This window comes from Aminobacter niigataensis (genome assembly GCF_946995915.1).
In the GTDB taxonomy this organism is placed as follows: Bacteria; Pseudomonadota; Alphaproteobacteria; order Rhizobiales; family Rhizobiaceae; genus Aminobacter; species Aminobacter niigataensis.
Genome location: NZ_OX341517.1, coordinates 2,344,918 through 2,365,834 on the forward strand (window position 1 = coordinate 2,344,918; position 20,917 = coordinate 2,365,834).

24 protein-coding genes, 1 tRNA gene and 1 pseudogene are annotated in these 20,917 nt (G+C 62.6%); 12 read left to right on the forward strand and 14 right to left on the reverse strand.

Translation table 11 applies throughout. From position 1 onward, the window contains the following. Window positions 1–117: 117 nt before the first annotated feature. Complete coding sequence (gene rpoD, locus O1Y97_RS11390; protein ID WP_108607411.1) at window positions 118–2,139, forward strand: RNA polymerase sigma factor RpoD; 2,022 nt, start codon at window positions 118–120, stop codon at window positions 2,137–2,139. Window positions 2,140–2,211: 72 nt separating this feature from the next. Next, complete coding sequence (locus tag O1Y97_RS11395) at window positions 2,212–3,501, forward strand: glycosyltransferase family 4 protein (protein WP_183260036.1); 1,290 nt, start codon at window positions 2,212–2,214, stop codon at window positions 3,499–3,501. Window positions 3,502–3,608: 107 nt separating this feature from the next. On the opposite strand, the gene O1Y97_RS11400 is transcribed toward O1Y97_RS11395, so the two are convergent. Beyond that, window positions 3,609–4,079 (reverse strand): DUF305 domain-containing protein, encoded by a 471-nt coding sequence (locus O1Y97_RS11400; protein WP_318764067.1) that lies wholly within the window; start codon window positions 4,077–4,079, stop codon window positions 3,609–3,611. Window positions 4,080–4,246: 167 nt separating this feature from the next. Beyond that, the gene (locus tag O1Y97_RS11405; RefSeq protein WP_108607413.1) at window positions 4,247–4,510 is read right to left on the reverse strand and encodes a DUF2798 domain-containing protein; all 264 of its coding nucleotides are present in this window, start codon (window positions 4,508–4,510) and stop codon (window positions 4,247–4,249) included. Window positions 4,511–4,736: 226 nt separating this feature from the next. Between O1Y97_RS11405 and O1Y97_RS11410 the strand changes: the two genes are divergently transcribed. The 4 genes from O1Y97_RS11410 to O1Y97_RS11425 all read left to right on the forward strand — a co-directional run bounded on the left by O1Y97_RS11410 (window position 4,737) and on the right by O1Y97_RS11425 (window position 6,700). Next, window positions 4,737–5,348 (forward strand): LysE family translocator, encoded by a 612-nt coding sequence (locus O1Y97_RS11410; RefSeq protein ID WP_318764068.1) that lies wholly within the window; start codon window positions 4,737–4,739, stop codon window positions 5,346–5,348. Window positions 5,349–5,359: 11 nt separating this feature from the next. Further along, a complete protein-coding gene (locus O1Y97_RS11415; protein WP_108607414.1) occupies window positions 5,360–5,836 on the forward strand; it encodes a GNAT family N-acetyltransferase in 477 nt (158 codons plus the stop codon). 155 nt (window positions 5,837–5,991) lie between these two features. Further along, on the forward strand, window positions 5,992–6,285 hold the full coding sequence (locus O1Y97_RS11420) for a GYD domain-containing protein (RefSeq protein ID WP_108607415.1): 294 nt from the start codon (window positions 5,992–5,994) through the stop codon (window positions 6,283–6,285). 124 nt (window positions 6,286–6,409) lie between these two features. Next, a complete protein-coding gene (locus O1Y97_RS11425; RefSeq protein WP_108607416.1) occupies window positions 6,410–6,700 on the forward strand; it encodes an HlyU family transcriptional regulator in 291 nt (96 codons plus the stop codon). A gap of 58 nt (window positions 6,701–6,758) precedes the next feature. On the opposite strand, the gene O1Y97_RS11430 is transcribed toward O1Y97_RS11425, so the two are convergent. After that, on the reverse strand, window positions 6,759–7,361 hold the full coding sequence (locus O1Y97_RS11430; RefSeq protein WP_318764069.1) for a TetR/AcrR family transcriptional regulator: 603 nt from the start codon (window positions 7,359–7,361) through the stop codon (window positions 6,759–6,761). A gap of 69 nt (window positions 7,362–7,430) precedes the next feature. Between O1Y97_RS11430 and O1Y97_RS11435 the strand changes: the two genes are divergently transcribed. Next, window positions 7,431–7,856 (forward strand): VOC family protein, encoded by a 426-nt coding sequence (locus O1Y97_RS11435; protein ID WP_318764070.1) that lies wholly within the window; start codon window positions 7,431–7,433, stop codon window positions 7,854–7,856. Window positions 7,857–7,909: 53 nt separating this feature from the next. Here O1Y97_RS11435 and O1Y97_RS11440 read toward each other — a convergent pair whose 3' ends face one another. The 6 genes and pseudogenes from O1Y97_RS11440 to O1Y97_RS11465 all read right to left on the reverse strand — a co-directional run bounded on the left by O1Y97_RS11440 (window position 7,910) and on the right by O1Y97_RS11465 (window position 11,969). Continuing rightward, window positions 7,910–9,805: an autotransporter outer membrane beta-barrel domain-containing protein gene (locus tag O1Y97_RS11440; RefSeq protein WP_318764071.1), complete on the reverse strand. Its 1,896-nt coding sequence runs from the start codon at window positions 9,803–9,805 to the stop codon at window positions 7,910–7,912. A 341-nt stretch (window positions 9,806–10,146) separates the two neighbouring features. Beyond that, window positions 10,147–10,566 carry a universal stress protein gene (locus O1Y97_RS11445; protein WP_318764072.1) on the reverse strand — a complete coding sequence of 140 codons (420 nt, stop codon included), beginning with the start codon at window positions 10,564–10,566 and terminating at the stop codon, window positions 10,147–10,149. Window positions 10,567–10,637: 71 nt separating this feature from the next. Then, window positions 10,638–10,876 (reverse strand): annotated as a pseudogene (locus tag O1Y97_RS11450) (YdcH family protein). A gap of 95 nt (window positions 10,877–10,971) precedes the next feature. Next, a complete protein-coding gene (locus tag O1Y97_RS11455) occupies window positions 10,972–11,202 on the reverse strand; it encodes a hypothetical protein (protein WP_108607420.1) in 231 nt (76 codons plus the stop codon). A 100-nt stretch (window positions 11,203–11,302) separates the two neighbouring features. Then, a complete protein-coding gene (locus O1Y97_RS11460; RefSeq protein WP_183260044.1) occupies window positions 11,303–11,608 on the reverse strand; it encodes a hypothetical protein in 306 nt (101 codons plus the stop codon). Between the two features lie 94 nt (window positions 11,609–11,702). Further along, entirely contained in the window at window positions 11,703–11,969 is a 267-nt protein-coding gene (locus O1Y97_RS11465) for a hypothetical protein (RefSeq protein WP_108607422.1), read from the reverse strand. 200 nt (window positions 11,970–12,169) lie between these two features. On the opposite strand from O1Y97_RS11465, the gene O1Y97_RS11470 reads away from it, so the two are divergent. Then, window positions 12,170–12,664, forward strand: coding sequence for a YciE/YciF ferroxidase family protein (locus tag O1Y97_RS11470; RefSeq protein WP_318764073.1), 495 nt, complete (start codon window positions 12,170–12,172; stop codon window positions 12,662–12,664). A gap of 113 nt (window positions 12,665–12,777) precedes the next feature. On the opposite strand, the gene O1Y97_RS11475 is transcribed toward O1Y97_RS11470, so the two are convergent. The 4 genes from O1Y97_RS11475 to O1Y97_RS11490 all read right to left on the reverse strand — a co-directional run bounded on the left by O1Y97_RS11475 (window position 12,778) and on the right by O1Y97_RS11490 (window position 16,389). After that, the gene (locus O1Y97_RS11475) at window positions 12,778–12,972 is read right to left on the reverse strand and encodes a hypothetical protein (RefSeq protein WP_318764074.1); all 195 of its coding nucleotides are present in this window, start codon (window positions 12,970–12,972) and stop codon (window positions 12,778–12,780) included. Window positions 12,973–13,076: 104 nt separating this feature from the next. After that, window positions 13,077–13,304, reverse strand: a complete 228-nt coding sequence (locus O1Y97_RS11480) for a hypothetical protein (protein WP_318764075.1) — start codon at window positions 13,302–13,304, stop codon at window positions 13,077–13,079. Window positions 13,305–13,431: 127 nt separating this feature from the next. After that, on the reverse strand, window positions 13,432–13,968 hold the full coding sequence (locus O1Y97_RS11485) for a TIGR00645 family protein (RefSeq protein ID WP_318764076.1): 537 nt from the start codon (window positions 13,966–13,968) through the stop codon (window positions 13,432–13,434). Between the two features lie 342 nt (window positions 13,969–14,310). Continuing rightward, window positions 14,311–16,389: an OmpA family protein gene (locus tag O1Y97_RS11490; RefSeq protein WP_318764077.1), complete on the reverse strand. Its 2,079-nt coding sequence runs from the start codon at window positions 16,387–16,389 to the stop codon at window positions 14,311–14,313. A 206-nt stretch (window positions 16,390–16,595) separates the two neighbouring features. Between O1Y97_RS11490 and O1Y97_RS11495 the strand changes: the two genes are divergently transcribed. Together O1Y97_RS11495 and O1Y97_RS11500 are read left to right on the forward strand one after the other, a co-directional pair. After that, a complete protein-coding gene (locus tag O1Y97_RS11495; protein ID WP_318764078.1) occupies window positions 16,596–17,042 on the forward strand; it encodes a YcgN family cysteine cluster protein in 447 nt (148 codons plus the stop codon). A gap of 217 nt (window positions 17,043–17,259) precedes the next feature. Next, on the forward strand, window positions 17,260–17,673 hold the full coding sequence (locus O1Y97_RS11500) for a hypothetical protein (RefSeq protein WP_183260051.1): 414 nt from the start codon (window positions 17,260–17,262) through the stop codon (window positions 17,671–17,673). Window positions 17,674–17,858: 185 nt separating this feature from the next. On the opposite strand, the gene O1Y97_RS11505 is transcribed toward O1Y97_RS11500, so the two are convergent. Further along, a complete protein-coding gene (locus O1Y97_RS11505) occupies window positions 17,859–18,578 on the reverse strand; it encodes an SIMPL domain-containing protein (RefSeq protein WP_108607428.1) in 720 nt (239 codons plus the stop codon). A 134-nt stretch (window positions 18,579–18,712) separates the two neighbouring features. On the opposite strand from O1Y97_RS11505, the gene O1Y97_RS11510 reads away from it, so the two are divergent. Together O1Y97_RS11510 and O1Y97_RS11515 are read left to right on the forward strand one after the other, a co-directional pair. Beyond that, window positions 18,713–18,788: transfer RNA gene (locus O1Y97_RS11510), tRNA-Ile, on the forward strand. Window positions 18,789–19,342: 554 nt separating this feature from the next. Further along, on the forward strand, window positions 19,343–20,692 hold the full coding sequence (locus O1Y97_RS11515) for an ammonium transporter family protein (RefSeq protein WP_108607440.1): 1,350 nt from the start codon (window positions 19,343–19,345) through the stop codon (window positions 20,690–20,692). Window positions 20,693–20,917: the final 225 nt, after the last annotated feature.

Sequence of the window (20,917 nt, forward strand, 5' to 3'; positions counted from 1 at the left end):
ATCTGGACTTAACACAGGTGCAGCTACTGGCAGTTCAGGCGCAGGTTGGATGAAGCCATCTGATTTGCACTGTCCGAGAGTTTAAGCGGCTGACGGGCCGCCTGGAGAAAGCAAAGAATGGCGACAAAAGAAAAGGAAGAGGTCGAGACCGAACGCGAAGGCGCAACTGACGGCCCTTTGCTCGACCTTTCCGATGACGCTGTCAAGAAGATGATCAAGGTCGCGAAGAAGCGCGGCTATGTCACCATGGACGAGCTCAACGCGGTGCTGCCTTCGGAGGAAGTGACCTCCGAACAGATCGAAGACACGATGGCGATGCTGTCCGACATGGGCATCAACGTGGTCGAGGACGACGAGCAGGGCGAAGAAGCCGAGGCCGCCGAAGGCGATGCCGAGGAAGATGCCAACGAGCTTGCCGAACAGACCGGCACGGCCGTTGCCGCGACGACGACCAAGAAAGAGCCGACCGACCGCACCGACGACCCCGTGCGAATGTATCTGCGCGAGATGGGCTCGGTGGAGCTTCTGTCGCGCGAGGGCGAGATCGCGATCGCCAAGCGCATTGAGGCCGGCCGCGAGACGATGATCGCGGGCCTGTGCGAAAGCCCGCTGACCTTCCAGGCCATCATCATCTGGCGCGACGAACTCAACGAAGCCAAGATCCTGCTGCGCGAGATCATCGATCTCGAAGCGACCTATGCAGGCCCCGAGGCCAAGCAGGCGCCGATCGTCGAGCGTGTCGACGAGGACGCCAAGCCGAAGGCCGACGAAAAGTCGCGCCGCGGCGGCCGCGACGAGGAAGACGACGTCACCAACGTGGGTGGCGACACCCGCGGCGAAGAGGATGAGGAAGAAGACGACGAGGCAAGCCTGTCGCTGGCGGCCATGGAAGCGGAACTGCGTCCGCAGGTCATGGAAACCCTCGACGTCATCGCCGACACCTACAAGAAGCTGCGCAAGCTGCAGGACCAGCAGGTCGAAAACCGTCTTGCTGCCGCCGGCACCCTGTCGCCGAGCCAGGACCGTCGTCTCAAGGAACTGAAGGACCAACTCGTCAAGGCGGTGAAGTCGCTGTCGCTCAACAATGCGCGCATCGAGGCGCTTGTCGAGCAGCTCTACGACATCAACAAGCGGCTGGTGCAGAACGAGGGCAAGCTGCTGCGCCTGGCCGAAAGCTACGGTGTGCGCCGCGAGGAATTCCTGCGCGAATATCAGGGTTCGGAACTCGATCCGAACTGGATCCGCTCGATCTCGAACCTGTCCAGCCGTGGCTGGAAGGAGTTCACCAAGAACGAGAAGGACGCGATCCGCGACCTGCGCGCCGAAATCCAGAACCTCGCCACAGAAACAGCGATCTCGATTCTGGAATTCCGCAAGATCGTCAACCAGGTGCAGAAGGGCGAGCGCGAAGCGGCGATGGCCAAGAAGGAGATGGTGGAAGCCAACCTCCGTCTCGTCATCTCGATCGCCAAGAAGTACACCAACCGCGGCCTGCAGTTCCTCGACCTGATCCAGGAAGGCAACATCGGCCTGATGAAGGCGGTCGACAAGTTCGAGTACCGCCGTGGCTACAAGTTCTCGACCTATGCGACATGGTGGATCAGGCAGGCGATCACGCGTTCGATCGCCGACCAGGCCCGCACCATCCGCATCCCGGTGCACATGATCGAGACGATCAACAAGATCGTGCGGACCTCGCGCCAGATGCTGCACGAGATCGGCCGCGAGCCGACGCCGGAAGAACTGGCTGAAAAGCTCGCCATGCCGCTCGAGAAGGTGCGCAAGGTGCTGAAGATCGCCAAGGAGCCGATCAGCCTCGAAACGCCGGTCGGCGACGAGGAGGATTCGCACCTCGGCGATTTCATCGAAGACAAGATGGCGATCCTGCCGATCGATGCGGCAATCCAGGCGAACCTGCGCGAGACGACCACGCGCGTGCTCGCCTCGCTCACCCCGCGCGAGGAGCGCGTGCTGCGCATGCGCTTCGGCATCGGCATGAACACCGACCACACGCTCGAAGAGGTTGGCCAGCAGTTCTCGGTCACCCGCGAACGCATCCGCCAGATCGAGGCCAAGGCGCTGCGCAAGCTCAAGCATCCGAGCCGCAGCCGTAAGCTGCGCAGCTTCCTCGACAGCTGACAAGAAACTCAGAAATGGCCGTCCCCAGGACGGCCATTTTGCTTTCCACCGTTCAAAATCGGGTCAGCCTGTTTGAGTTCACCTGTCTATTACGATCTGAGCGAACTTTATCTGCTGAGCCGGGGCAGGCTCAAATTCTATGGCATCGCCAGGGTGGTGGCGGAGATCGGCTATGAGCTTCATCTCCTCGACAAGGGCGTGGTATTTGTCGTGTACGATGAGACCGCGCGCGACTTCTTCGAGGTCAAACCGCATTTCGGCAAGGCGTCCTATAACGGCGTCGTCGATCTCGGCTTTCCGGAAGGCGCGATTCCTTTCCGGCTGCGTGGACCGAAGGCGGGCCGCAGCCTGCCGAACCGCATGTTTGCGACCACGTTCAGCGCATTCCTGAGAGCGGTCAACCGTTCAAAACTGCGCGCGCTCCGGTCGCATTTGAAGCCGATTGCGCTCAATGATGGATATCTGGTGTCGGCGGGGCGGCCGAAGCTCCTGGTCGACATGATCGATTGCCTGGTCCGGACCCGTTCCAAGACGCGGTTCTACCCGCTGCTGCACGATTGCATCCCGTTGCACGATTTTGGTGACAAGCCGGATGCATTCCAGCTCAATTTCCATGCGGACAACAACAAGGTGATCCGCCACGCCAGCCATATCATCGCCAACTCGCAGTTCACTGCGAGGGACCTGCAGGCGAAGGTGAAGGAGGGACTGTTGCCGCCGCTTCCCGGGGTCTCGGTGGTTCCCCTGGCGCATGAATGCCGCGCGGACGGCGAGAAGCCGAAGCTCGAGCTGCCGGCGCGGCCCTATGTGCTGGGCGTGGGCATCACGCTCGGGCGCAAGAACCTGGATGTCGTTCTCGCCGCACAGCGGCTGCTGGTGGAGCAAGGCAAGACACCGCCGCTGATGGTGATCGCCGGCGCCAACCGTCGCAGGACGGTCGCCGGCCTCAAGAGCGGCCTGAATGCGATGGTGGCGCCGCATGTGCTGATGGTCGACAGCCCGTCGCAGGCGGACCTCATCAGGCTGTACCAGAACGCGCTGGCCACCCTGATGCCGAGCAAACTCGAAGGCTGGGGCCTGCCGCTGGGGGAGTCGCTCTGGCTGGGCACGCCCGCACTGGCGTCGCCATCGTCCAGCCTGCCGGAGGTTGGTGGTGACCTCGCTGTCTATTTCGACCCGGATTCGCCGGGGGAACTGGCCGGCCTGCTGGAACGGCTGGCCACCGACCAGGACTATCGTCGCAGCCTGCAACAGCGCATTGCCGAGGCAAGGCCCAGCCTGCGGAGCTGGCGACATGTCGCCGAGGACATGCTGGCGGCGATCCAGAGCCCCGACTGCCAGCCGATGCACGTGGCCGGCTGATCGGGACAGGCCGTTTGCCGAGGTCCTAGGACGCTGACCGAACCCGGATCATGGGTGACCTTCCCTGCATTGGCGGGATCGCGGCCGCAGCCTTGGCCGAGGCAGGATCATGCGCCTTCCAGACGCTGCAAGATCTCTTTCATCTTGTCGATCTCGGCCTGCTGGCCGGGCACGATATCGGCGCACAGCGCGGAGATCTCCGCGTCGCCGAGGGTGGCGTTTTCGCACATCAGCACCGCGCCGGAGTGATGCGGGATCATCGATTTCAGGAACTGCACGTCGCCAACCCCCGTCTGTTCCCTGATCATGAACCACGACGCGGCGAACACCAGAAGGCTGAAGGCGACGATCGCCATGTTCATCGCGCGGTTGGGATACATGGCGCGCATGAGCAGGAGCTCGATCAAAATCATCGGGAACACCATCAGTGCTGCCATGTAGAACTGGTTCAGGTTTGCAAATACATCGGCGAACGTGTTCACCATGGCATACATCAGCGCAAACATGGCGATGTAGGATAGAACGGCCATCGCCAGAAGACGAAGGTAGTTCTGCATGGAATGATGTTGACTGTTCATGGCATCATCCTTGGTTTGCTTTCACCAAGCCAAACCAACTGGTTGCACAAAAGTTCCGATTGTTTGCACGTTACGGACAGAGTGGCGGCTTGTACGGCATGCCTCCGCCGGGTTTTGACCCGCGCAAACGGCAGGAACTGGGTGGCGCCTGGCGCCACCCATAGTAGTCACGACGCCCTGGGAGACTCGACGACCAGTGCGACGATGCGGCGGACGAGCGGCAGCACCAAGAGCAGGGTGGGAAACGCCACCAGCCAGGACAGCGCCCAAGCCGACGGCCAAGTGGCGAGGAAGGCGGGCGTCGGGCCGAGGCTCTTCAGCGTCGAGATGGCCGAGACCACAAAGGTCATCACCACCGACAGAACCAGCGGCATGGCAAAGGCGGCATAACGCGCCGGCAGCTTGCCGCGCGGCTTCGAACGTAGGGTCATGGGAGAGTATTTCCTGAGATCGGCATCAATCACGAGAGCGCAAGACATGGCATTCCTCCCGGTCGGGCCGGTTGAATGCGTTGCTTGACGTGAGACGCTTACGGCGTGCGTTGGCGCAGCGGCCCGTTCCTAATGGGCCTGGGCACAAAAGGCAATGGTTGCGAAATCGGGTGGCTTCCGCAGGCGCGCCTGTTCAATTATGGTCCTGGCGACCTGGGAGGTTGCCGTGTCGATCGAATTCCTGCTGACCACGCTGATCATCGTCGCTTCGCCCGGCTCCGGTGTTGTCTACACGCTCGCTGCCGGCCTTTCGCGCGGCGGCAAGGCAAGCGTGCTAGCCGCTTTTGCCTGCACGCTCGGCATCGTGCCGCATCTGATCGCGGCGCTGACCGGCATTGCCGCGCTGCTGCACACCAGCGCGCTGCTGTTCGAGATCGTCAAATATGCCGGCGTCGCCTATCTGCTCTACATGGCATGGCATAGCCTGCGCGAACATGGCGCGCTCAAGATCGAAACCAACGCCGATCCGCGCAGCACATGGCAGGTGCTGATCGACGGCATCCTGGTCAATCTGCTCAATCCGAAGCTGTCGATCTTCTTCGTCGCCTTCCTGCCGCAATTCATTGCACCCAACGAGCCGAACGTGCTCGGGCGGATGCTCGAATTGTCCGGTTTCTTCATGCTGGCGACGTTCGTCATCTTCGCCATCTACGGCCTGTGCGCCGCCGCCATGCGCGACAAGGTGACGAGCAGCCCGCGGGTCATGACCTGGATGCGGCGGACCTTTGCTGCGGCCTTCGTTATGCTCGGCGCCAAGCTGGCGCTGACCGAACGCTGAAGGGCCACGTGATGCAGTTCAGCATCGGCCGCGAAGATCCGGCCACGCCGGGGGTCATCGCGCTGCTGGAAGACGGCGACGCCTATGGCGCGTCGCTCTATCCGGCCGAAAGCAACCACTTCCTGCCGCTCGAAGCCCTCAGGGCCGACAATGTGCATTTTGTCGTCGCGCGCGACGATCAGGGGACCGCCGTCGGCACCGGCGCACTCGCCATGGCGGACGGTTGGGCCGAACTCAAACGCATGTGGGTGATACCGGCAGCCAGGGGCAAAGGGCTTTCCAAGGCGATCCTGGCCGAACTCGAGGCTCGTGCCAGGGCGGTCGGCCTTACCTTGCTGCGGCTCGAGACCGGTATCGCCAATCACGAGGCACTGGCGCTCTACGAGCGCACCGGGTTTGAGCGTCGAGGGCCGTTCGGCGACTACGGCGAGGACCCGCTCAGCGTGTTCATGGAAAAGCGCCTCGCCAGCCCAGGCCACAGCGGCTGAGCGCCAGAGGCCCGCTGCCGCCCCAGCACAGCACGAACTTGCACCTGATACGGAGGGGGAGGATACTCCCGCGCGTGGATGCATTGAGGGCGACGACCCGGATGCCCGCCCCGGCTATTTGAGCCGTGCTCCGTGGCACCGGAGGGAGGTGTGCCATGACGACATATATCATGCTGCTCAATTGGACTGACCAGGGCGTGCGCGAGGTGCGCAACTCGCCCAAGCGGCTCGACGCGGCCAAAAAGCTGCTCGGCGACATGGGCGGCTCGTTCAAGCAGTTCTACCTGACCATGGGCGAATGCGACATGGTGGCGGTGGCCGAGGCGCCGGACGACGCGGTGGTGGCGCGCTTCGCGCTGATCCTTGGACAGGGCGGCAACGTCAGGACACGCACGCTGAAGGCATTCCCGGAACTTGCCTATCGCGAAATCATCGCTTCGCTCGGCTAGCGACCGGCAGTGAAGAGGCAGGGCGCACGTGCGGTGCGTGTGCCCTGGCTGCCACCGGTTCGAAACGCCTCGACTGATTCAAGACAAGCGTCTAAGCTTCGGAAAAACAACGGGAAGAACAAGCATGTCGTTTCTGAAGAGGCTTTTTGGCGGTGGTGGCGGTGCGGCCGAGCCCGCCGCTGCGGCCGTTGCCAAGGAGATCGAATACAAGGGCTTTTCGATCAAGGCGATGCCCTACAAGGAAGGCGGCCAGTTCCAGACCTGTGGCGTGGTTTCCAAGGAAATCGGCGGCACGGTCAAGGAGCACAAGTTCATCCGCGCCGACCGCTTCGCGGCGCTCGACGATGCCGTCGAAGTGTCGCTGACCAAGGGGCGGCAGCTGGTCGACGAACAGGGCGAGCGCATGTTCGGCTGAGGCTGGCGGCGATTGCCTCGCAGATCATGGCCCGGCCCTTGTGCCGGGCTTTTGCTTTTCAGGGCCGCTCGCGCAGCATCAGCCCGTCAATGACCGCCGAGATGACGGCAATCTCGTCTTCGGGTGGGGCGCCGGCATCGATCGCCAAGGCTGCTCGGTCGAAGGCGGCGGCAAGCAGGCCGGTCAGCGCAGCCAGCGGCAGCTTGCGCATGGCGCCGGCCCGCATCGTGGCGGCGAGGCCCTCGCGCAAGGTGCGGTTGCCGTGGCGGTTGTCGATCTCGTCCATGCCGGCGCGGCCGAGCACAGCGGGGCCGTCGAGCAACAACAGCCGCGTCCTGCCGGGCGAGCGCATGGCTTCGATATAGGCCTTGCTGCCGGTGAGCAAAGCTTCGCGGGCGCCCATGGCTTGCGGTGCAGCATCCTCGATTTCGGCGGCGACCGATGCCGCCTCCTGCTCGGCCACGGCGCGGAACAGCTCCTGCTTGTCGGCAAAGTGGTGGTAGAGGGCGCCGCGCGTGACGCCCGCGGCGGCGACGATCTCCGGTGTGCTGGTCTCGGCGTAGGATTTTTCGGCAAACAGCCGGCGTGCCGCGACGATCAGGAGGGCGCGTGTCGCCTCGGTGCGGTCGCGGTTGGAGCGGCGCTCGGTTTTCTCTTGCATGCATGCAGCCTGTATGTTAATTCACATTTACATGCAGACTGTATGTTGATTGAGGAGATAAGGAAAGCCATGAAAACGACGAGCTACTATCCCGTGCTGATGACCGGCGATGTCGCCGGCACCGCCGCTTTCTACATCAAGCACTTCCGCTTCGCGTCGGAGTTTGACGCCGGCTGGTATGTCCATCTGCGGTCGACGGAAGACAGGGGCGTCGATCTCGCCATCGTCCAGGGCGACCACGAGACGATCCCCGAGGAGGGGCGCGGGCGGGTCGCCGGCCTGCTGATCAATTTCGAGGTCAAGGATGTCGATGCCGTGCACGCGCGGCTCGTCGCGGAAGGGCTGCCGATCCTGCGCTCGCTGCGCGACGAAGACTTCGGGCAACGCCACTTCATCACCACGGATCCCAATGGCGTGCTGATCGACGTCATCACGCCGATCCCGCCGAGCCCCGAGTTCCTGGCAATGTACGTGCCGGATAGGGCTGACGCCTGAAGCAAGCGAAAACGGAGGCGCCGTGAGGCGCCTCCAGCATTTCAGGGGATGGGTCAGAGCTTGCCAGCGAGGCCGAGGTTGAAGGTGTGCTGGTCGCGATCGGCACCGAACGATCCGGCGTAGCTCGACGTAAGACTGAGCCTGTTGGTGAAATCGGCAGCAAGGCCAGCCTCGACACGGCCGAAGGTGCCTTCCCCCGTCTCTGCCTGGCTGAGGAAGGCAGTCGCCGCAGTCGTGTAGCGGGTCGAGACCGTCTCGTCATTGCCGAGGAAGGCGCCGCCGATGCCAACGCTGCCGAAACCACGCAGGGATGTTCCGGTTGCGAGCTGCCAACTGCGGGAGGCGCCGATACCGGCGAGGGCCTCGAGGCGATCGACATCATAGGACTGGACGACGAGGTTGCCCGCGCCGGCGCCCGTCTCGATATAGGAATCGACGTGCGTGCGCAGGTAGGTCAGGCTGGCAAAGGGGGTGATTTTGGCCGCTTCCAGTTCGACGTCATGCGAAGCGCGCAGATGCGCACCCAGGCTGTAGCCGTCGATCTCGGCAGAGGCCGTTCCTGCACCCGCCGTACGGGCATATTGCCAGCGCTCGGTCGAGGCGGAAAGCCGGCCGTCGAAGACGGTGCCGGTCGGCGCCTGCCAGCGGACATAGGGGGAGGCGGTGAACTGGCGGTTTTCGAGGTTGGCGTAGACGCCTTCGATGTCGCCGTCGCCGCTGGCATAGCCGCCGGCGAGCCCGACGAGCAGATCGGGCGATATGGCGTGCTCGATGCCGAGGCCTGTGACATAGCCCGAAAAGTCGAGCTGTCCTGCGGTGAAATCCTGCGAGCCGGTGGTGTAGCCGCCGAAGAGGAAGCTGCGGCTGCCGTCGAAGCCGGCAAGCGCAACATTGCCGCCGGCATCGCCGATCGAGCGGGCAAGTGCCGCGGCTCCGTCCGAACCGGCTTTGCCTTCCTCTGTATATTGCAGTGCGCCGGTGGCGAGTTGTGCCGTGGCCTGGCCGCCTGTCGAACCGGTGCCGCGGGCAAGCATGAGATCGTAGGCTTCGTGCAGGCGTTGGGACAAGGCGACAGAGCCGCCAGCCGCGACGAGGCCAGTGTCCTTGACGGTCCAGTTGAGCAGGCTCTGGACTTGGGCGGCGGTCAGGCCGGCAAAGATCGGGCTGTTGATGAAGAGTTCCGACTGCTGGATGGCAAGTGCGACGTCGGCGGCATACAGCGCGCCGTCGGAGTCGATATTGCGCCCTATCTCGCCGAAGAGCAGGTTGACGTTCATGATCGACACGGTTTGGCCCGCCGCGACGGTTACCGGGAAGACGATGTAGGGGCTGTCGTCGTGGTTGGCGTAGTACGCTGCGGCCTGATTGAAGGCGTAGTCGTTGTTGCCGTAGAGATGGGCGATGACCGGGCTCAAGGACTCGTTGCCAGGCTCGAACTGGCCGGTCACCACATAACCTGATTCCGTGGCGTGAACGTACATGTCGTCGCCGGCGGCGAGAGTGCCGCTGAAGACGATGTTGGCGGTAATCGTGTCGCCGGTATTGTTGGTGAAGCTGTCGAACCAGCGAACCGAGTTGGCGGGAAGCCCTGGCACGCCGGTATAGGACTGGGTCTGGCGCGAGGCGTCCAGGCCGTTGAATTCAGAACCATAGGCGGTGACGGTATTAATGTGGTAGTCGTTCGTTGCCGCGCCGTAGATCACGCCCCAATGTGCGTAAGCGTTGTCGATATCGGCTGAAGAGGTTTGCTTGACTGCGCCGGCGTAACCGGTTCCCCGATATGCGTTGTCGAAACCCACTCCGGCGTAGGCACCTGACCATCCTTCACAGTTTTCGAAAGTGCAAATTTCGAAGTCGATCGTGCTTTGGCCGGCTCCTGCCGGTGCTATGCCCAGCGCGATTGCCGCTACCGAGACCGAGGCGCCGAGCGAAGCTCCCAATAGTTTCATGAATTTCCTCGAAAAGTCGTCAATCAGATGATTTGGTCATGTGAAAGCACCGTTCAGAATTCGTGCCGCCACAAGAGAAGTATAATCACTTCGAATCTTAATATACTATAGTTAAACTATATTTTTCTAGAAAAAAATCACCCGATAATATATGCAATCATGGATTGATGAGAATTTTTTGCATGCACCTATGGGCGATCTTGCTGGTCGCCGTCTTTAGGCCCGCAGAACGGGAAACTCCTGGCGCAGCATTCGCCGGAGGCGGTGGGCGAAAGAGGGGCCTGAAAAGCAAAGAGGCGCCTTTCGGCGCCTCTTGAGGGTCGAACAACGCAGCTGCCTGCCTATCGTACGACCAGCACCGGAACCTTGGAGTAATGGACGACCTCTGCCGTCTGGCTGCCGAGCAACAGCCGGCTCACCCCGCGGCGGCCATGGGAGGCCATGACGATGAGGTTGCAGCCGCGCTCCGTGGCGGTCTCGACGATCGCTTCGGCGGGTGACTCGCCGAATGCCTGGACAGGCTCCACGCTGACGCCGATCCGGGAGGCCGCTTCTTTGGCGAGGCTCAGCGCTGCATCGGCATGCTTTTGCTGGGCATCGCTCCACGAAGCCATCGTCGCAGGACTGTTCAATGGATAGGGCTCGGTGACGGTGATGACCGTGACCTTGCTGCCAAGATTCTTGGCCAGCGTCAGCCCGTGGTCGACACCCTTCTGCGCAAGTTCGGAACCGTCGGTGGTTATGAGGATATGCGTGTACAAATCTACCTCCACTGCTTGATCATCGTCGTATTGATCGGGTCCCGCGGCCGGCGGCTGCGGGGGGCAGTCCATCAGCTTGCTGCGACAGCGCCTGCGATCGCGTCCTTGAGCATCAGCCGGCGCTTTCGCAACGTCGCCTCGTGTTCCTGGCTCACCGGTTCGATGTGGGTTTCAGCCTTGTGGATCTGGTCGTTCACATCGTCATATTCTTCGAGGATACGAGCGAAGCGACGTCCTGTGCTTTCAGGGCGTGAATGGTATCCAGCTTGCCGGGAAATTCCTCACCCAGGGTGTGCGGTGTGTTCGACATTTCATCTCCTTGCGAATTGTCGAGGCAACTATAGTGCCAGGCGGAGGCGTTGAACTTGATCTGGGTCAACTTCCAAAGGGGTAGGGCGGCGCAACTCAGCTCCTGTCGATGGCCCGCAAATGATGGTGAAGGACGTTGATCTCTTGCCAGCCGTACTGCGACCCTGAGCGCGTGACGATCCTTGCGGTGTCGTGCTGCCTGCGCAAGGGAACGTTGACCGCGTGCCGCACTGCCTGTGAAAGGTGATCGAACAGCATCCCCGGACCCAGCCGGCTCTCGTAGAAGGTGGCCGGTTCGGTCCAATCGATAGACCTGACGTCTTTCATCGTGCAACCGCTCCTGGGAAGCACATTTCAACGCGCATTGGCCCCATATCGATCCGCGTTGCGTTCAGCTCGCACCCGCGGTGGAAGGACTGCGATGTTGTCACCTCTGGTCGTTGTAGGGTTCCTTCATCTGGCCGATCATTCGTGCCAGCTTGGAGAATGAGGGAATATCCGCTTCCGGCTGGCATTGGTTGGCAAGTTCCAGCACCCTGATCGGGAAGTTGATGGCGTCGCGATTTGACGACGACATTCCCTCTGATCGATCTTCGGCGGTCTCGCTCGCTTCGGCTTTGCGCAAGGCGATGTCGATTTCCTCGACCGTCAGCACACCCTTGCGGACGAGGACGTGATTGATAGCTGCGATGGCCATGATCAGGCCTTCGAGTTGCAGGTTGGCGACGTTCATGGCGATTGGCTCCTTTCAACGAAGCAGCAACGCCTGAACGCCGAAACCGATCCGGTTGATGGGTGATGTTGACGGATGCAAGGGCTGGGCGGGGTCAAGACTGCCAAAAGCGGGCCCGCTTCATCCTGTAGCCAGGCTGCTCGCTGCCGCCTGGTCGTTCAAGGATATGCGTGCTGGTGCCCGGCGCGTTCTGGCCATCTGAATGGCGCGCCTTTTCGTTGGTCTCGCCAACGGGCTCCGTGTTGCCGTATCGGTCGGCCGGCTGCTTGTTTTCGGCAGCCTGCTGCGAAAAGGCATCGCTGGGATCCGGGCCTTTCCGTGCGACTGGCCTGCGTGCGCCGGTTTCATAGTCGTTCTGCATCGATTGTCTCCTGCTGCTGCAGGACAACATGGAGTGGGGCGTAAAGTTCCTTCGCTGCGCGGGGAGCGTGGTCGGTCCGCCGTTGTGGAGGCACGACACGGTGCCAGCAGGTCGAGGGGGAGTTCTTGCTGTTTTGGGAGGAACCTTCTTGCCTGTGATCCATTCCCTCCCTTGCCAATTCCGGCAAGGAGCAATCCCAAATGAAAACGCTGGCTGAGATTTTCGAGCATACACTCGAGGATATGTATTACGCCGAGAACGCCATCACCAAGGCCCTTCCGAAGGTGGCCAAGGCGGCCAAGGACGCCAAGCTGAAGAAGGCTGCCGAGGATCATCTCGAAGAGACCAAGGGCCAGATCAAGAAACTGGAGCTGGTCTTCAAATCCATCGGCAAGAAGGCTTCGGGCGAAAAATGCGATGCGATCGAAGGCCTGATCAACGAGACCGACGGGCTGATGGAAGAGGCATCTGGCACCGCACTGGATGCCGGTCTTCTGGCAGCGTGCCAAGCCGTCGAGCACTACGAGATTGCCCGGTATGGATCCCTGCGTGAATGGGCCAAGGACCTTGGTTATGACGAGGCTCACACGCTGTTGAGCGAAATCCTCGACCAGGAGAAGGCGACGAACAACAAGCTGACAAACCTCGCGGTGACGGCGATCAACAAGACATCGGCGACCGCGAAAGCGGCATAACGCTTACTCGGGAGTGGCAGGAACTACGGCGGACGAGGGCAGGGGCCCGTGCGGCGTCGGCAGGGAGTGGCGGGCTGCCTGGCGCCTGAACCATCATGCCTCGGCCATGGCAACTAGGTCGGGGAAACGACAGCGAGCAGGGCTGCAATACCAAGCAGTAGCGGGCCCATCCACTTGAAGTGTTTTACGAGGTTGCCCAGCCACGCTTGATGGGGCGGAACGGAAAGCTCAATGTATCCGAACCCAATGGCCGCCATCCAGACACCGGCGCAGGCCATGATGATCTCGTCGATGTAGGCTGCGAACACGCTGTCGATCTTCCCCTGAGTGAACCACCAGGAAACCAGAAATGGGGCTGAGCGACAAGCAGCACTGGCGGGAGACCGGCAGTCCGCTACGCTTCGTTCGCCCCCTACCTTTTCCAGTTCATGGCGATCGTTGCCGCACCCAGCACCGCTACGGCGCAGCCGAGAATGAACGGCGGAATGAAATAGGACAGCGCCTCGCTGTCCTCCCAGCGCAGCCGGAAGTCGTTGCAGCCGGTGCCGCAGCCGTAGGCGTTGAGCCAGACCCACATGCCGAAGGTGGCCGCACAGATCAGCAGGCCCGCGGCGGCCAGGACATATCCCAGAATGCGCAAAGTGGCCTCCTGCCTCCAGCCGTTCCGGTCGAGCGACGTCCGGGCCGCCGAAGGCTGAATCAATCCAGCAGGTTGGCCGGCGCGGCTGAGATGATGAATCCGCGCCGGTGAGACGATCCCGTCCGGCTCAGAGGCTCGGGCCGTCTTCCGCAGCCGCTTTCTTGGCGCCCTTGGCAAGCCCGGTAAGACGATCGATGTAGGCAAGCAGCAGCGCCGACAGCACGAAGGTTAGGTGGATGAGGGTCAGCCACATCAGCTGGTCGGAGGTGTATTGCTGGTTGTTGAGGAAGACCTGGAGCAGGTGGATCGACGAGATCGCGACGATGGTCGAGGCGACCTTGATCTTGAGCGAGCTGATGTCGATGGTGCCGAGCCAGTGGACCTCGCCGTCATGGTTGTCGAAGCGGCTGACGAAGTTTTCGTAGCCGGAGATGATGACCATCACCACCAGCGACGCAACAAGTGCTGCGTCGATCAGGCCGAGCACCTTCAGGATGGTGTCGGTCTCGTCGAGCACCATGACCGTCATGACAAACCCGTAGAGCTTCTTGGCGAAGGACAGCGCGTAGATGGCGAGCGCTACAGCGAGACCGAGATAGAACACCACGAGCAGCCAGCGCGAGGCGAGGATGATGGATTCGACGGCGTGTTCGAGGCGTTTCATGAGACGTCCGAAATTTTGAGATTGGAAATCGAGGCGGTGCCGACGAATGCAACAGGTTTTGGGATAAAACAAGGCCCGGCCGCTGGAGGGGGAATTCGGCCGGGCCTGTTCTCCTGAAACGTCGGAGATGGGACGGGGCAGGGAACCACGTCGCTCTCAAAGTGGCATCAAAATCCAGCGAATCAATGGCGAAAGCCGGGTCATCGCGTGATTGTTACCGGGCAATGCGGCGTCTGGACGCCGGCAGGATGCCCGGTACCGGGCGCCATCCGGCCAGTCAAACGGGCAGAAAAAAGCCCGACCCGCGAGGTGCGGGCCGGGCCTTTTGGGATGCCGCGTATGCTAGTTGGCGCTGGCGATGGGGGCCACCAGCGGGGTGATGCGGCGGATGGCGACGCGGCGGTTTTCGCGCTCCGGCTGCTGCGACTTCACCTTGAGATAGCGCTCGCCATAGCCTTGCGTCGACAGGTTCTCCGGCGCGATGCCGAAGACATTGGTCAGCGCGTCGGCCACGGCTTCGGCGCGGCGGTCGGACAGCGCCAGGTTGGCGACGTCGGAACCGACGGCATCGGTGTGGCCTTCGATGAGGAAGGTTTCGGCCGGGTTCTTCTTCAGCATCTTCTCCATCGCGTTGGCGACGCCTTCGAGCTTGGCAATCTCGGCCTCGGGGATCGAGGCCGAACCGAATTCGAAGCTCAGCGTGTCGAGGTCGACACGGCGGGCGATGTCGCGCACGCGGGCCGAACGCTTGACCTCGTCGACCGAATAGAGGCGCTTGACGCGCTCCACCGGCGGCTGCTCGAGGAAGTCGTAATAGGCGTCGTCATCTTCGACATACTGCGCATCGAGGATATATTCGTTGCGCGGGATGTGGAGCTGCAGCGGCGGCAGGTCGAGGCCCGGATCGCGCCATTCGTCCATCTCGCCGTAATACTGGTCGTCGACATAGCTCAGCACATATTCGCGGCCGTCGGGCGTGATGCGCGAGCGCTGCACGACGTCGCCGTAGCGGTTGCGGATGGTGATGATCTGGTTGCCGTTCTCACGGACGATCACCTCCCGGGTGCGGCCGCGCGGCAGTTCCTCGTAGTACACCTCCTGGGCGTCACGCGTCATGCGCGGCCGGTCGTTGCTCTCGACGATGACCTGGTTGTTGATCTGGATGATCACCCGGTCGCCGATTTCGCGCAGCACTTCGCTGCCTTCAGGACGCGGCCTGCGGCGCAGGTCGACCTCGGGCATGCGCTCGATGCGGGTGCCCTTCTCGGCGGTGACGGCCTGGATCTCGACCGGCTGGGCCTGTTCGGTCGCGGCCTTGTCGTCGACAGGCGGCGGGCCGGGATCGACCGGTACCGGCTGCGGCTGGACGGTCTGTCCACCGGCCTGGCCTTCGGGCGCTGGCTGGCCTTCCTGGGCGGGCTGCGCAGGCTGGCCTTCGGCTGCCGGCTGCTGGCCGCCGGCCTGTGCGGGCGGCGTTTCCTTCTGGCTGTCGAGCAGCGGCGCCTCGTTCGGGTTCACCGGCGGTTGGTTTGCAGGTGCTTCGCCTTGCTGGGCCGGCTGTTGCGGCTGCTCACCCGTTGCAGGCTGTTCGCCGGTAGCCGGCTGCTCACCGGCAGCTGGTTGCTCGCCCGTTGCGGGCTGCTGAGGTTGTTCTGCCGCAGGTTGCTCGCCCTGGGCCGGAGCTTCGCCCGAAGGTGCAGGCGTTTCCGGTGCGGGGGCCTGCTCAGGTGTCGGCTCGGCAGGCTTCTCCGCCGGCTGCTCGGCAGGCTGTTCGGCCTTCGGCTTTTGCTCGGGCTGTGCTTCCGGCTGGGGAGCGACTTCGGGTGTCTGGGCTGGTTCCTCTGCAGCCGGGGCCTGCTCCTTCGGCTTGCGCTTGGGCGCTGGCTCTTCCGCCTGCGGTTCGGGCTGCGGTGTTGCCTCCGGCTCGGCGGCAGGCTGTTCCTGCTGCTGCTGTTCGGCGGCGGGCTCACGCTTCTTGCGCCTGGGGGCGGGCTCTTCCGCCTGCGGCTCCGGCTCTGCCTGCGGTGCGACCTCCTGCTGAGGCGCGGGTTCTTCCGCCGGTGCCTCGCGCTTCTTGCGGCGGGGCTCGGGTGCCGGCTCTTCGGCCTGTGGTGCCGGTTGTTCGGCCTGCGGCTCCGGCGCGGGTTCGGCCTGTGGCTGAGGTTCTGGCTGGGGCTCAGGCTGCGGTGCCGGCTCCGGTTCGGGGGCCGGCTCTTCGGCCGGGGCCTGCTGGGCGCCCTGGCGCGCCGCGCAGGCTTCGGCCGTTTCGCCTTCCTGGCAGTCCGACTGCACGCGGATGAGCGGCAGCGATGTGCCCGCATCAGACAGCGCGCCATTCGGCAGCGGCAAGGCGCCCAACGGCGCGGATGCCATGAACAGGCCGATTGCCGTGCCTGCGAGAATCCGTGGTTGGCGTTTCATCGTTGGAAATCTCCTCGAAGTGAACTTTGGGTCCCGTCCCGGCCCAAACAGATGGAACCCTGAATGGTTCCGCTCCGCCCGGCAGTCGCATGGTTTCGGGGCATTTGCCCGACGGCAACAAGGCAATATCGTGGCTTCGCTGAACTGGCGATGAATGCAATGGCTGCGTGCTTGACGCGGCCGGCGATGCGCGCCAAATGCCTGCCATGGACGAGCCTTATTGGAAAACGACGCCGCTGGAGGCGATGAGCCCCACCCAGTGGGAGGAGCTGTGCGACGGCTGCGGCAAATGCTGCCTGTCCAAGCTCGAGGACGAGGACACGGGCGAGATCTACTGGACCAGCGTCGGCTGCCGCCTGTTCGACGGCTCGACCTGCCGCTGCTCCGACTATGCCAACCGCCTCGCGCGCGTGCCGGATTGCGTCGGGCTGACGCCTGACAACGTGCGCACCATCGCCTGGCTGCCCAGCACCTGCGCCTATCGGCTCGTTGCCGAGGGGCAGGACCTCTACTGGTGGCATCATCTGGTTTCGGGCAGCAGCGAAACCGTGCACGAGGCCGGCATCTCCGTGCGCGGCAGGCTTACGGCCTCCGAGGACGATCTGGCCGAACCGGAAGACTATTTCGAGCACGTTCTCGAAGAAGAGCCGTAAGGCTCGCCATATTCCCGACCATTTCGGCAGGCTATTTCGCGGTCGCGCGGCGACTCACAAACGCGTGATCGTATCATATTATCTAACGGAATCAGTAGCTTGCCAGATGAACCGAAAATGAATGCACGGTTCGAAATCGGTTCAGCTTGGACGGTGCAATCTACAGCCATCGCTCAGGCAAAGACGGCTTGACGCCACGGAGTTCAAGGAGAAGACCATGTTCGACAAGATCAAGACTGCCGCCCTTTCGGCCCTTATCGGCTTCAGCACGCTGGCCGCCATTCCCGCTACCGCGCAGGCAGACGGCCTCTACCTGAACCTCGGCCAGGGCGAGCCGCGCGTCGGCATCTATGTCCAGGACGGCTACCGTGACAATGGCCGCTGGGACAACCGCAACGACGGCCGCTGGGACCGCAATGACGGCCGCTGGGGCGGTCGCCCCGATCACGGCCGCTGGGATCGCCGCTGCACGCCCGACCGTGCGCTCGACAAGGCCGACCGCATGGGCCTGCGCCGCGCCCGCGTCGTCGACGTCAACCGCCGCACCATCACCGTCAGCGGCCGCAAGTATGGCGAGCGCGTCGCGATCAGCTTCGCCCGGGCCCCGAACTGCCCGGTGGTTCGCTGGTAACAATGAGATCGGGCGTTGCCCGATCGGAGTAGCGGGAGCCCCTTTTCGCAAGAAAGGGCGTGGCTCCAAACAAAACCCCGGAGGCCTGGCCTCCGGGGTTTTTCATTGCCTGCACTGAGAACTCCGGGAAAACCGGAAAGACCAAGGGCTGCCGCTGCCGCCACGGCAGCCCTTGAGTATCTGTGTCAGTTCTTCAGTTCGAAGGTGACGTTGACCTGCACGCGGTAGGCGTTTTCGCCGGCTTCGACGGGAACCGAACCCGCCGCCGCGCGGTCGAACGACTTGGCCTGCTGCAGCGGCATCGGCGGCGGCGCGAAGGACTGGTCGGCGATCTCGATCACCTTGCCGAGGCTGACGCCGGCGGCTTCGGCCAGGACCTTGGCCTTGGCGATGGCGTCGGCGACCGCAAGCTTGCGCGCCTCGGTGATCACCGTGTCGGGCTTCTCGTTGGTGAAGTTGATGCCGCCGCCCTGGTTGACGCCCAGCGACACCGCCTTGTCGAGGATCTCGCCGGTCTTGGTGATGTCGCGGATGCGGACCGACAGCGTGTTGGTGACCTGGTAGGCGACGAGTTCGGCTTCCTGCGATCCGTCGGGCTTGTTGGTGTAGTTGTAGCGCGGCTGGATCTGGATGCCGGCGGTCTGCAGGTCGCGTTCGGCGATGCCGGCGGCCTTCATCGCGGCGATGACGGCGGCCATGGCGTCGTTGTTGGCGTCGAGCGCCTCGCGCGCCGTCTTGGCCTCGCGCATCACCGACAGGGAAAGCAGCGCAAGATCGGGCGCGACCGAGGCTTCGCCTTCGCCCGTCACAATGATGCGCGGCGGCGGCTGGTTGTCGGCGCGGGCGGCGGCGGCGGGAACTGCGAGTGCCGCTGCAAGAGCGAGCGCCATGTATTTGCGATTCATAATATAATCTCCGTTGTCCTGAGCCCTTCGAGAGTGTCGAATAGGGGCGGATTATGGGTGGATTGCGGCAGCGCGCACCAGATGCGCGAAGATGACTTGTGCCAGCGCGCAAAACTTACTATCCAGCCCGCGTGGGGCCTGTAGCTCAATGGTTAGAGCCGGCGGCTCATAACCGCTTGGTTGGGGGTTCGAGTCCCTCCGGGCCCACCATTTTTGTTTAAACAAACAATCTCTTTGCTCTTGCATTCCGGTGGTTGGACAGCGCAGCCAAGGGGGAGATATGGCTTGTTCATTTCGGCATATTTCGCAGAAGCAGTAGACTTGGGACTATAGGTCGACCGTCAAGGTATTATATGCGGTCCGGCCTGATGTCGGTTTCTCGGACACGCAAGGCAGGCGGCAGGGCTCGCTCCCTGAGACGCGAAGGCGGTCATATGCGACTCAAGACTTCTGCATGTACTGGGCGGAAGATCGAAATGCGCGCCCAAGTCGCCATTCGCCGGCCTGAGGTGTGGCGAGGCGAAATGGCCGGAGCCGAATCCGGTTTGTGCAACCTCATCCTTTGATACCAGGTGTTTTTCATCGCCTGATGATTTTCCCTGGCAGGAAAATAGTTTCACTCCCTTGATTTAATCTTCGCCCCAAAACAAAGTAGTCCGACCCACTTGCCCTTGGGTAACGTCCAAGCCTCCACCTAGTTGGGGCGAGGAAGCCACAAAGAAAAGCCGGGGACAGGGGCAGCCGGCATCAGAGGGGATGAATATATGGAAGGAACGACAACAGCATTTTTCGCGGGACAGGTGACGCTCACCCAGCTTGTCCAGAATCTGGTCTACGCTTCAGGTACGGTGGGGGCGCTGACCGTGGTCGCAGGTCTTCTGATGATCGATGCGGGTACCACGCGAAGCGCCAATCTCTACAATTCCACGATCGAGAAGATGGTGGGCTTCTTCATCGGGTTTGCGACCTACTTCATCATCGGCTTCGGCTTCTGGGCGGGGCAGTACTACATCATGTCTGGCGGAACCATGATGGATTCGCTCAAGGATTGGTGGTTCTTCGGGGCGCTGTCGAACGCGCACGCACAAACTGTCGATCCGGCGGTCTGGCCCGGGCTCAACACGTTCCAGATCTTCATCTTCTTCCTTGCCTGTTTCGCAGGTATCGTGAACGTCTTGCTCCATTTCGCGGTGTCGGAGCGCATGAAGGCTTCCGCCTTCTACATCACCTGCGTCGTGGCCACCGTGGTCTCCTCGGTCTTGAGCTGGGCGGTCTGGGGGTCGGTCGGCCCGCTGACGAACGCCGGCTTCCACGACTTCTTCGGCATCGGGTTCGTCTATATCTTCCCGACGGGCATCGCGATGGTCCTGGTGCCGCAACTGGGCAAGCGCCCGGGCATGTTCGCGCCTCACCCGAAAGTGCCGTCCTACAAGGCACCTTCGATCGGGCTCGCCGCAACCGGCCTGATCACGATCTTCGCAGGCCTGCCGATGGTCATTCTGTCCTGCCTGTTCTTTTTCGACCCCGAGACCTATGCGGTTTCGGTGACCATGGCCAACACCAGCGTGGGCATTGCCTTCAACAACTACGGCATCTCCTGGGCGGGTGGCGCCATCACCGGCGCAATCATCTCCTACCGTACGAAGAACTACATCTATCTGCTGCTCGGCCCGCTTGCCGGGTACGTTTCGGGCGCGCCAGGCTTCGACGTCTACTTGCCCTGGCAGATGTTCCTGGTCTCGCTCGGGGCGCCGATTGCAGCCTGGATCGTCTACAACTTCACATCGAAGCGTCAGATCGACGAGCACAAGCTCTTCCCGCTGTTTATCGGCGCGGGCTTCTATGCGCTCATCATGGTCGGGCTGGTCAAGTCGGGCACGCCGAGGGGCGGCTACTTCGGCGTCACCGAAGGCGCGTATGCGTTCCAGCACGGTCAAATCAGCGTGCTGATGCAACTTGCGGGCTTCGCGCTCTGCCTTGGCGCCGGGATACTGACCGGGCTGATCCTGTCGGTGGTGCTCAAGGCCACGACCGGGCTGCGGGTGCCGGAGGATGCGCAGGCGGAAGGGCTGGACAAGCTGTTCTGGGGCCTCGAGAACGAAAGCAAGAGCTGAGCGAAGCGCCGGTGCCGCGGCTCACGTCGCGGCACTGGCGCACAGCATCATCCCGGACAGGAACCCATGTTCCACCGGGTATGCCGCAGGTGGCCGGCGGAAGGCATTGGCCGCCCGGTTGCTGTCTTGGAAGGTGCGCTAGCTAGATTGTCATTTTAGTGAATTCGCGCCCGCTGTCCGGGCACCAGATGGAGAGCCTTTTGATATGGAGGTATCCTGGCGAAC

Excerpts from the sequence above, each read along its gene's own strand:
- rpoD (WP_108607411.1), top strand. The coding sequence starts at position 118 with ATGGCGACAAAAGAAAAGGAAGAGGTCGAGACCGAACGCGAAGGCGCA.
- O1Y97_RS11400 (WP_318764067.1), bottom strand. The coding sequence starts at position 4,079 with ATGAACAGTCAACATCATTCCATGCAGAACTACCTTCGTCTTCTGGCG.
- O1Y97_RS11405 (WP_108607413.1), bottom strand. The coding sequence starts at position 4,510 with ATGACCCTACGTTCGAAGCCGCGCGGCAAGCTGCCGGCGCGTTATGCC.
- O1Y97_RS11415 (WP_108607414.1), top strand. The coding sequence starts at position 5,360 with ATGCAGTTCAGCATCGGCCGCGAAGATCCGGCCACGCCGGGGGTCATC.
- O1Y97_RS11420 (WP_108607415.1), top strand. The coding sequence starts at position 5,992 with ATGACGACATATATCATGCTGCTCAATTGGACTGACCAGGGCGTGCGC.
- O1Y97_RS11425 (WP_108607416.1), top strand. The coding sequence starts at position 6,410 with ATGTCGTTTCTGAAGAGGCTTTTTGGCGGTGGTGGCGGTGCGGCCGAG.
- O1Y97_RS11430 (WP_318764069.1), bottom strand. The coding sequence starts at position 7,361 with ATGCAAGAGAAAACCGAGCGCCGCTCCAACCGCGACCGCACCGAGGCG.
- O1Y97_RS11435 (WP_318764070.1), top strand. The coding sequence starts at position 7,431 with ATGAAAACGACGAGCTACTATCCCGTGCTGATGACCGGCGATGTCGCC.
- O1Y97_RS11440 (WP_318764071.1), bottom strand. The coding sequence starts at position 9,805 with ATGAAACTATTGGGAGCTTCGCTCGGCGCCTCGGTCTCGGTAGCGGCA.
- O1Y97_RS11455 (WP_108607420.1), bottom strand. The coding sequence starts at position 11,202 with ATGAAAGACGTCAGGTCTATCGATTGGACCGAACCGGCCACCTTCTAC.
- O1Y97_RS11460 (WP_183260044.1), bottom strand. The coding sequence starts at position 11,608 with ATGAACGTCGCCAACCTGCAACTCGAAGGCCTGATCATGGCCATCGCA.
- O1Y97_RS11465 (WP_108607422.1), bottom strand. The coding sequence starts at position 11,969 with ATGCAGAACGACTATGAAACCGGCGCACGCAGGCCAGTCGCACGGAAA.
- O1Y97_RS11470 (WP_318764073.1), top strand. The coding sequence starts at position 12,170 with ATGAAAACGCTGGCTGAGATTTTCGAGCATACACTCGAGGATATGTAT.
- O1Y97_RS11485 (WP_318764076.1), bottom strand. The coding sequence starts at position 13,968 with ATGAAACGCCTCGAACACGCCGTCGAATCCATCATCCTCGCCTCGCGC.
- O1Y97_RS11490 (WP_318764077.1), bottom strand. The coding sequence starts at position 16,389 with ATGAAACGCCAACCACGGATTCTCGCAGGCACGGCAATCGGCCTGTTC.
- O1Y97_RS11495 (WP_318764078.1), top strand. The coding sequence starts at position 16,596 with ATGGACGAGCCTTATTGGAAAACGACGCCGCTGGAGGCGATGAGCCCC.
- O1Y97_RS11500 (WP_183260051.1), top strand. The coding sequence starts at position 17,260 with ATGTTCGACAAGATCAAGACTGCCGCCCTTTCGGCCCTTATCGGCTTC.
- O1Y97_RS11505 (WP_108607428.1), bottom strand. The coding sequence starts at position 18,578 with ATGAATCGCAAATACATGGCGCTCGCTCTTGCAGCGGCACTCGCAGTT.
- O1Y97_RS11515 (WP_108607440.1), top strand. The coding sequence starts at position 19,343 with ATGGAAGGAACGACAACAGCATTTTTCGCGGGACAGGTGACGCTCACC.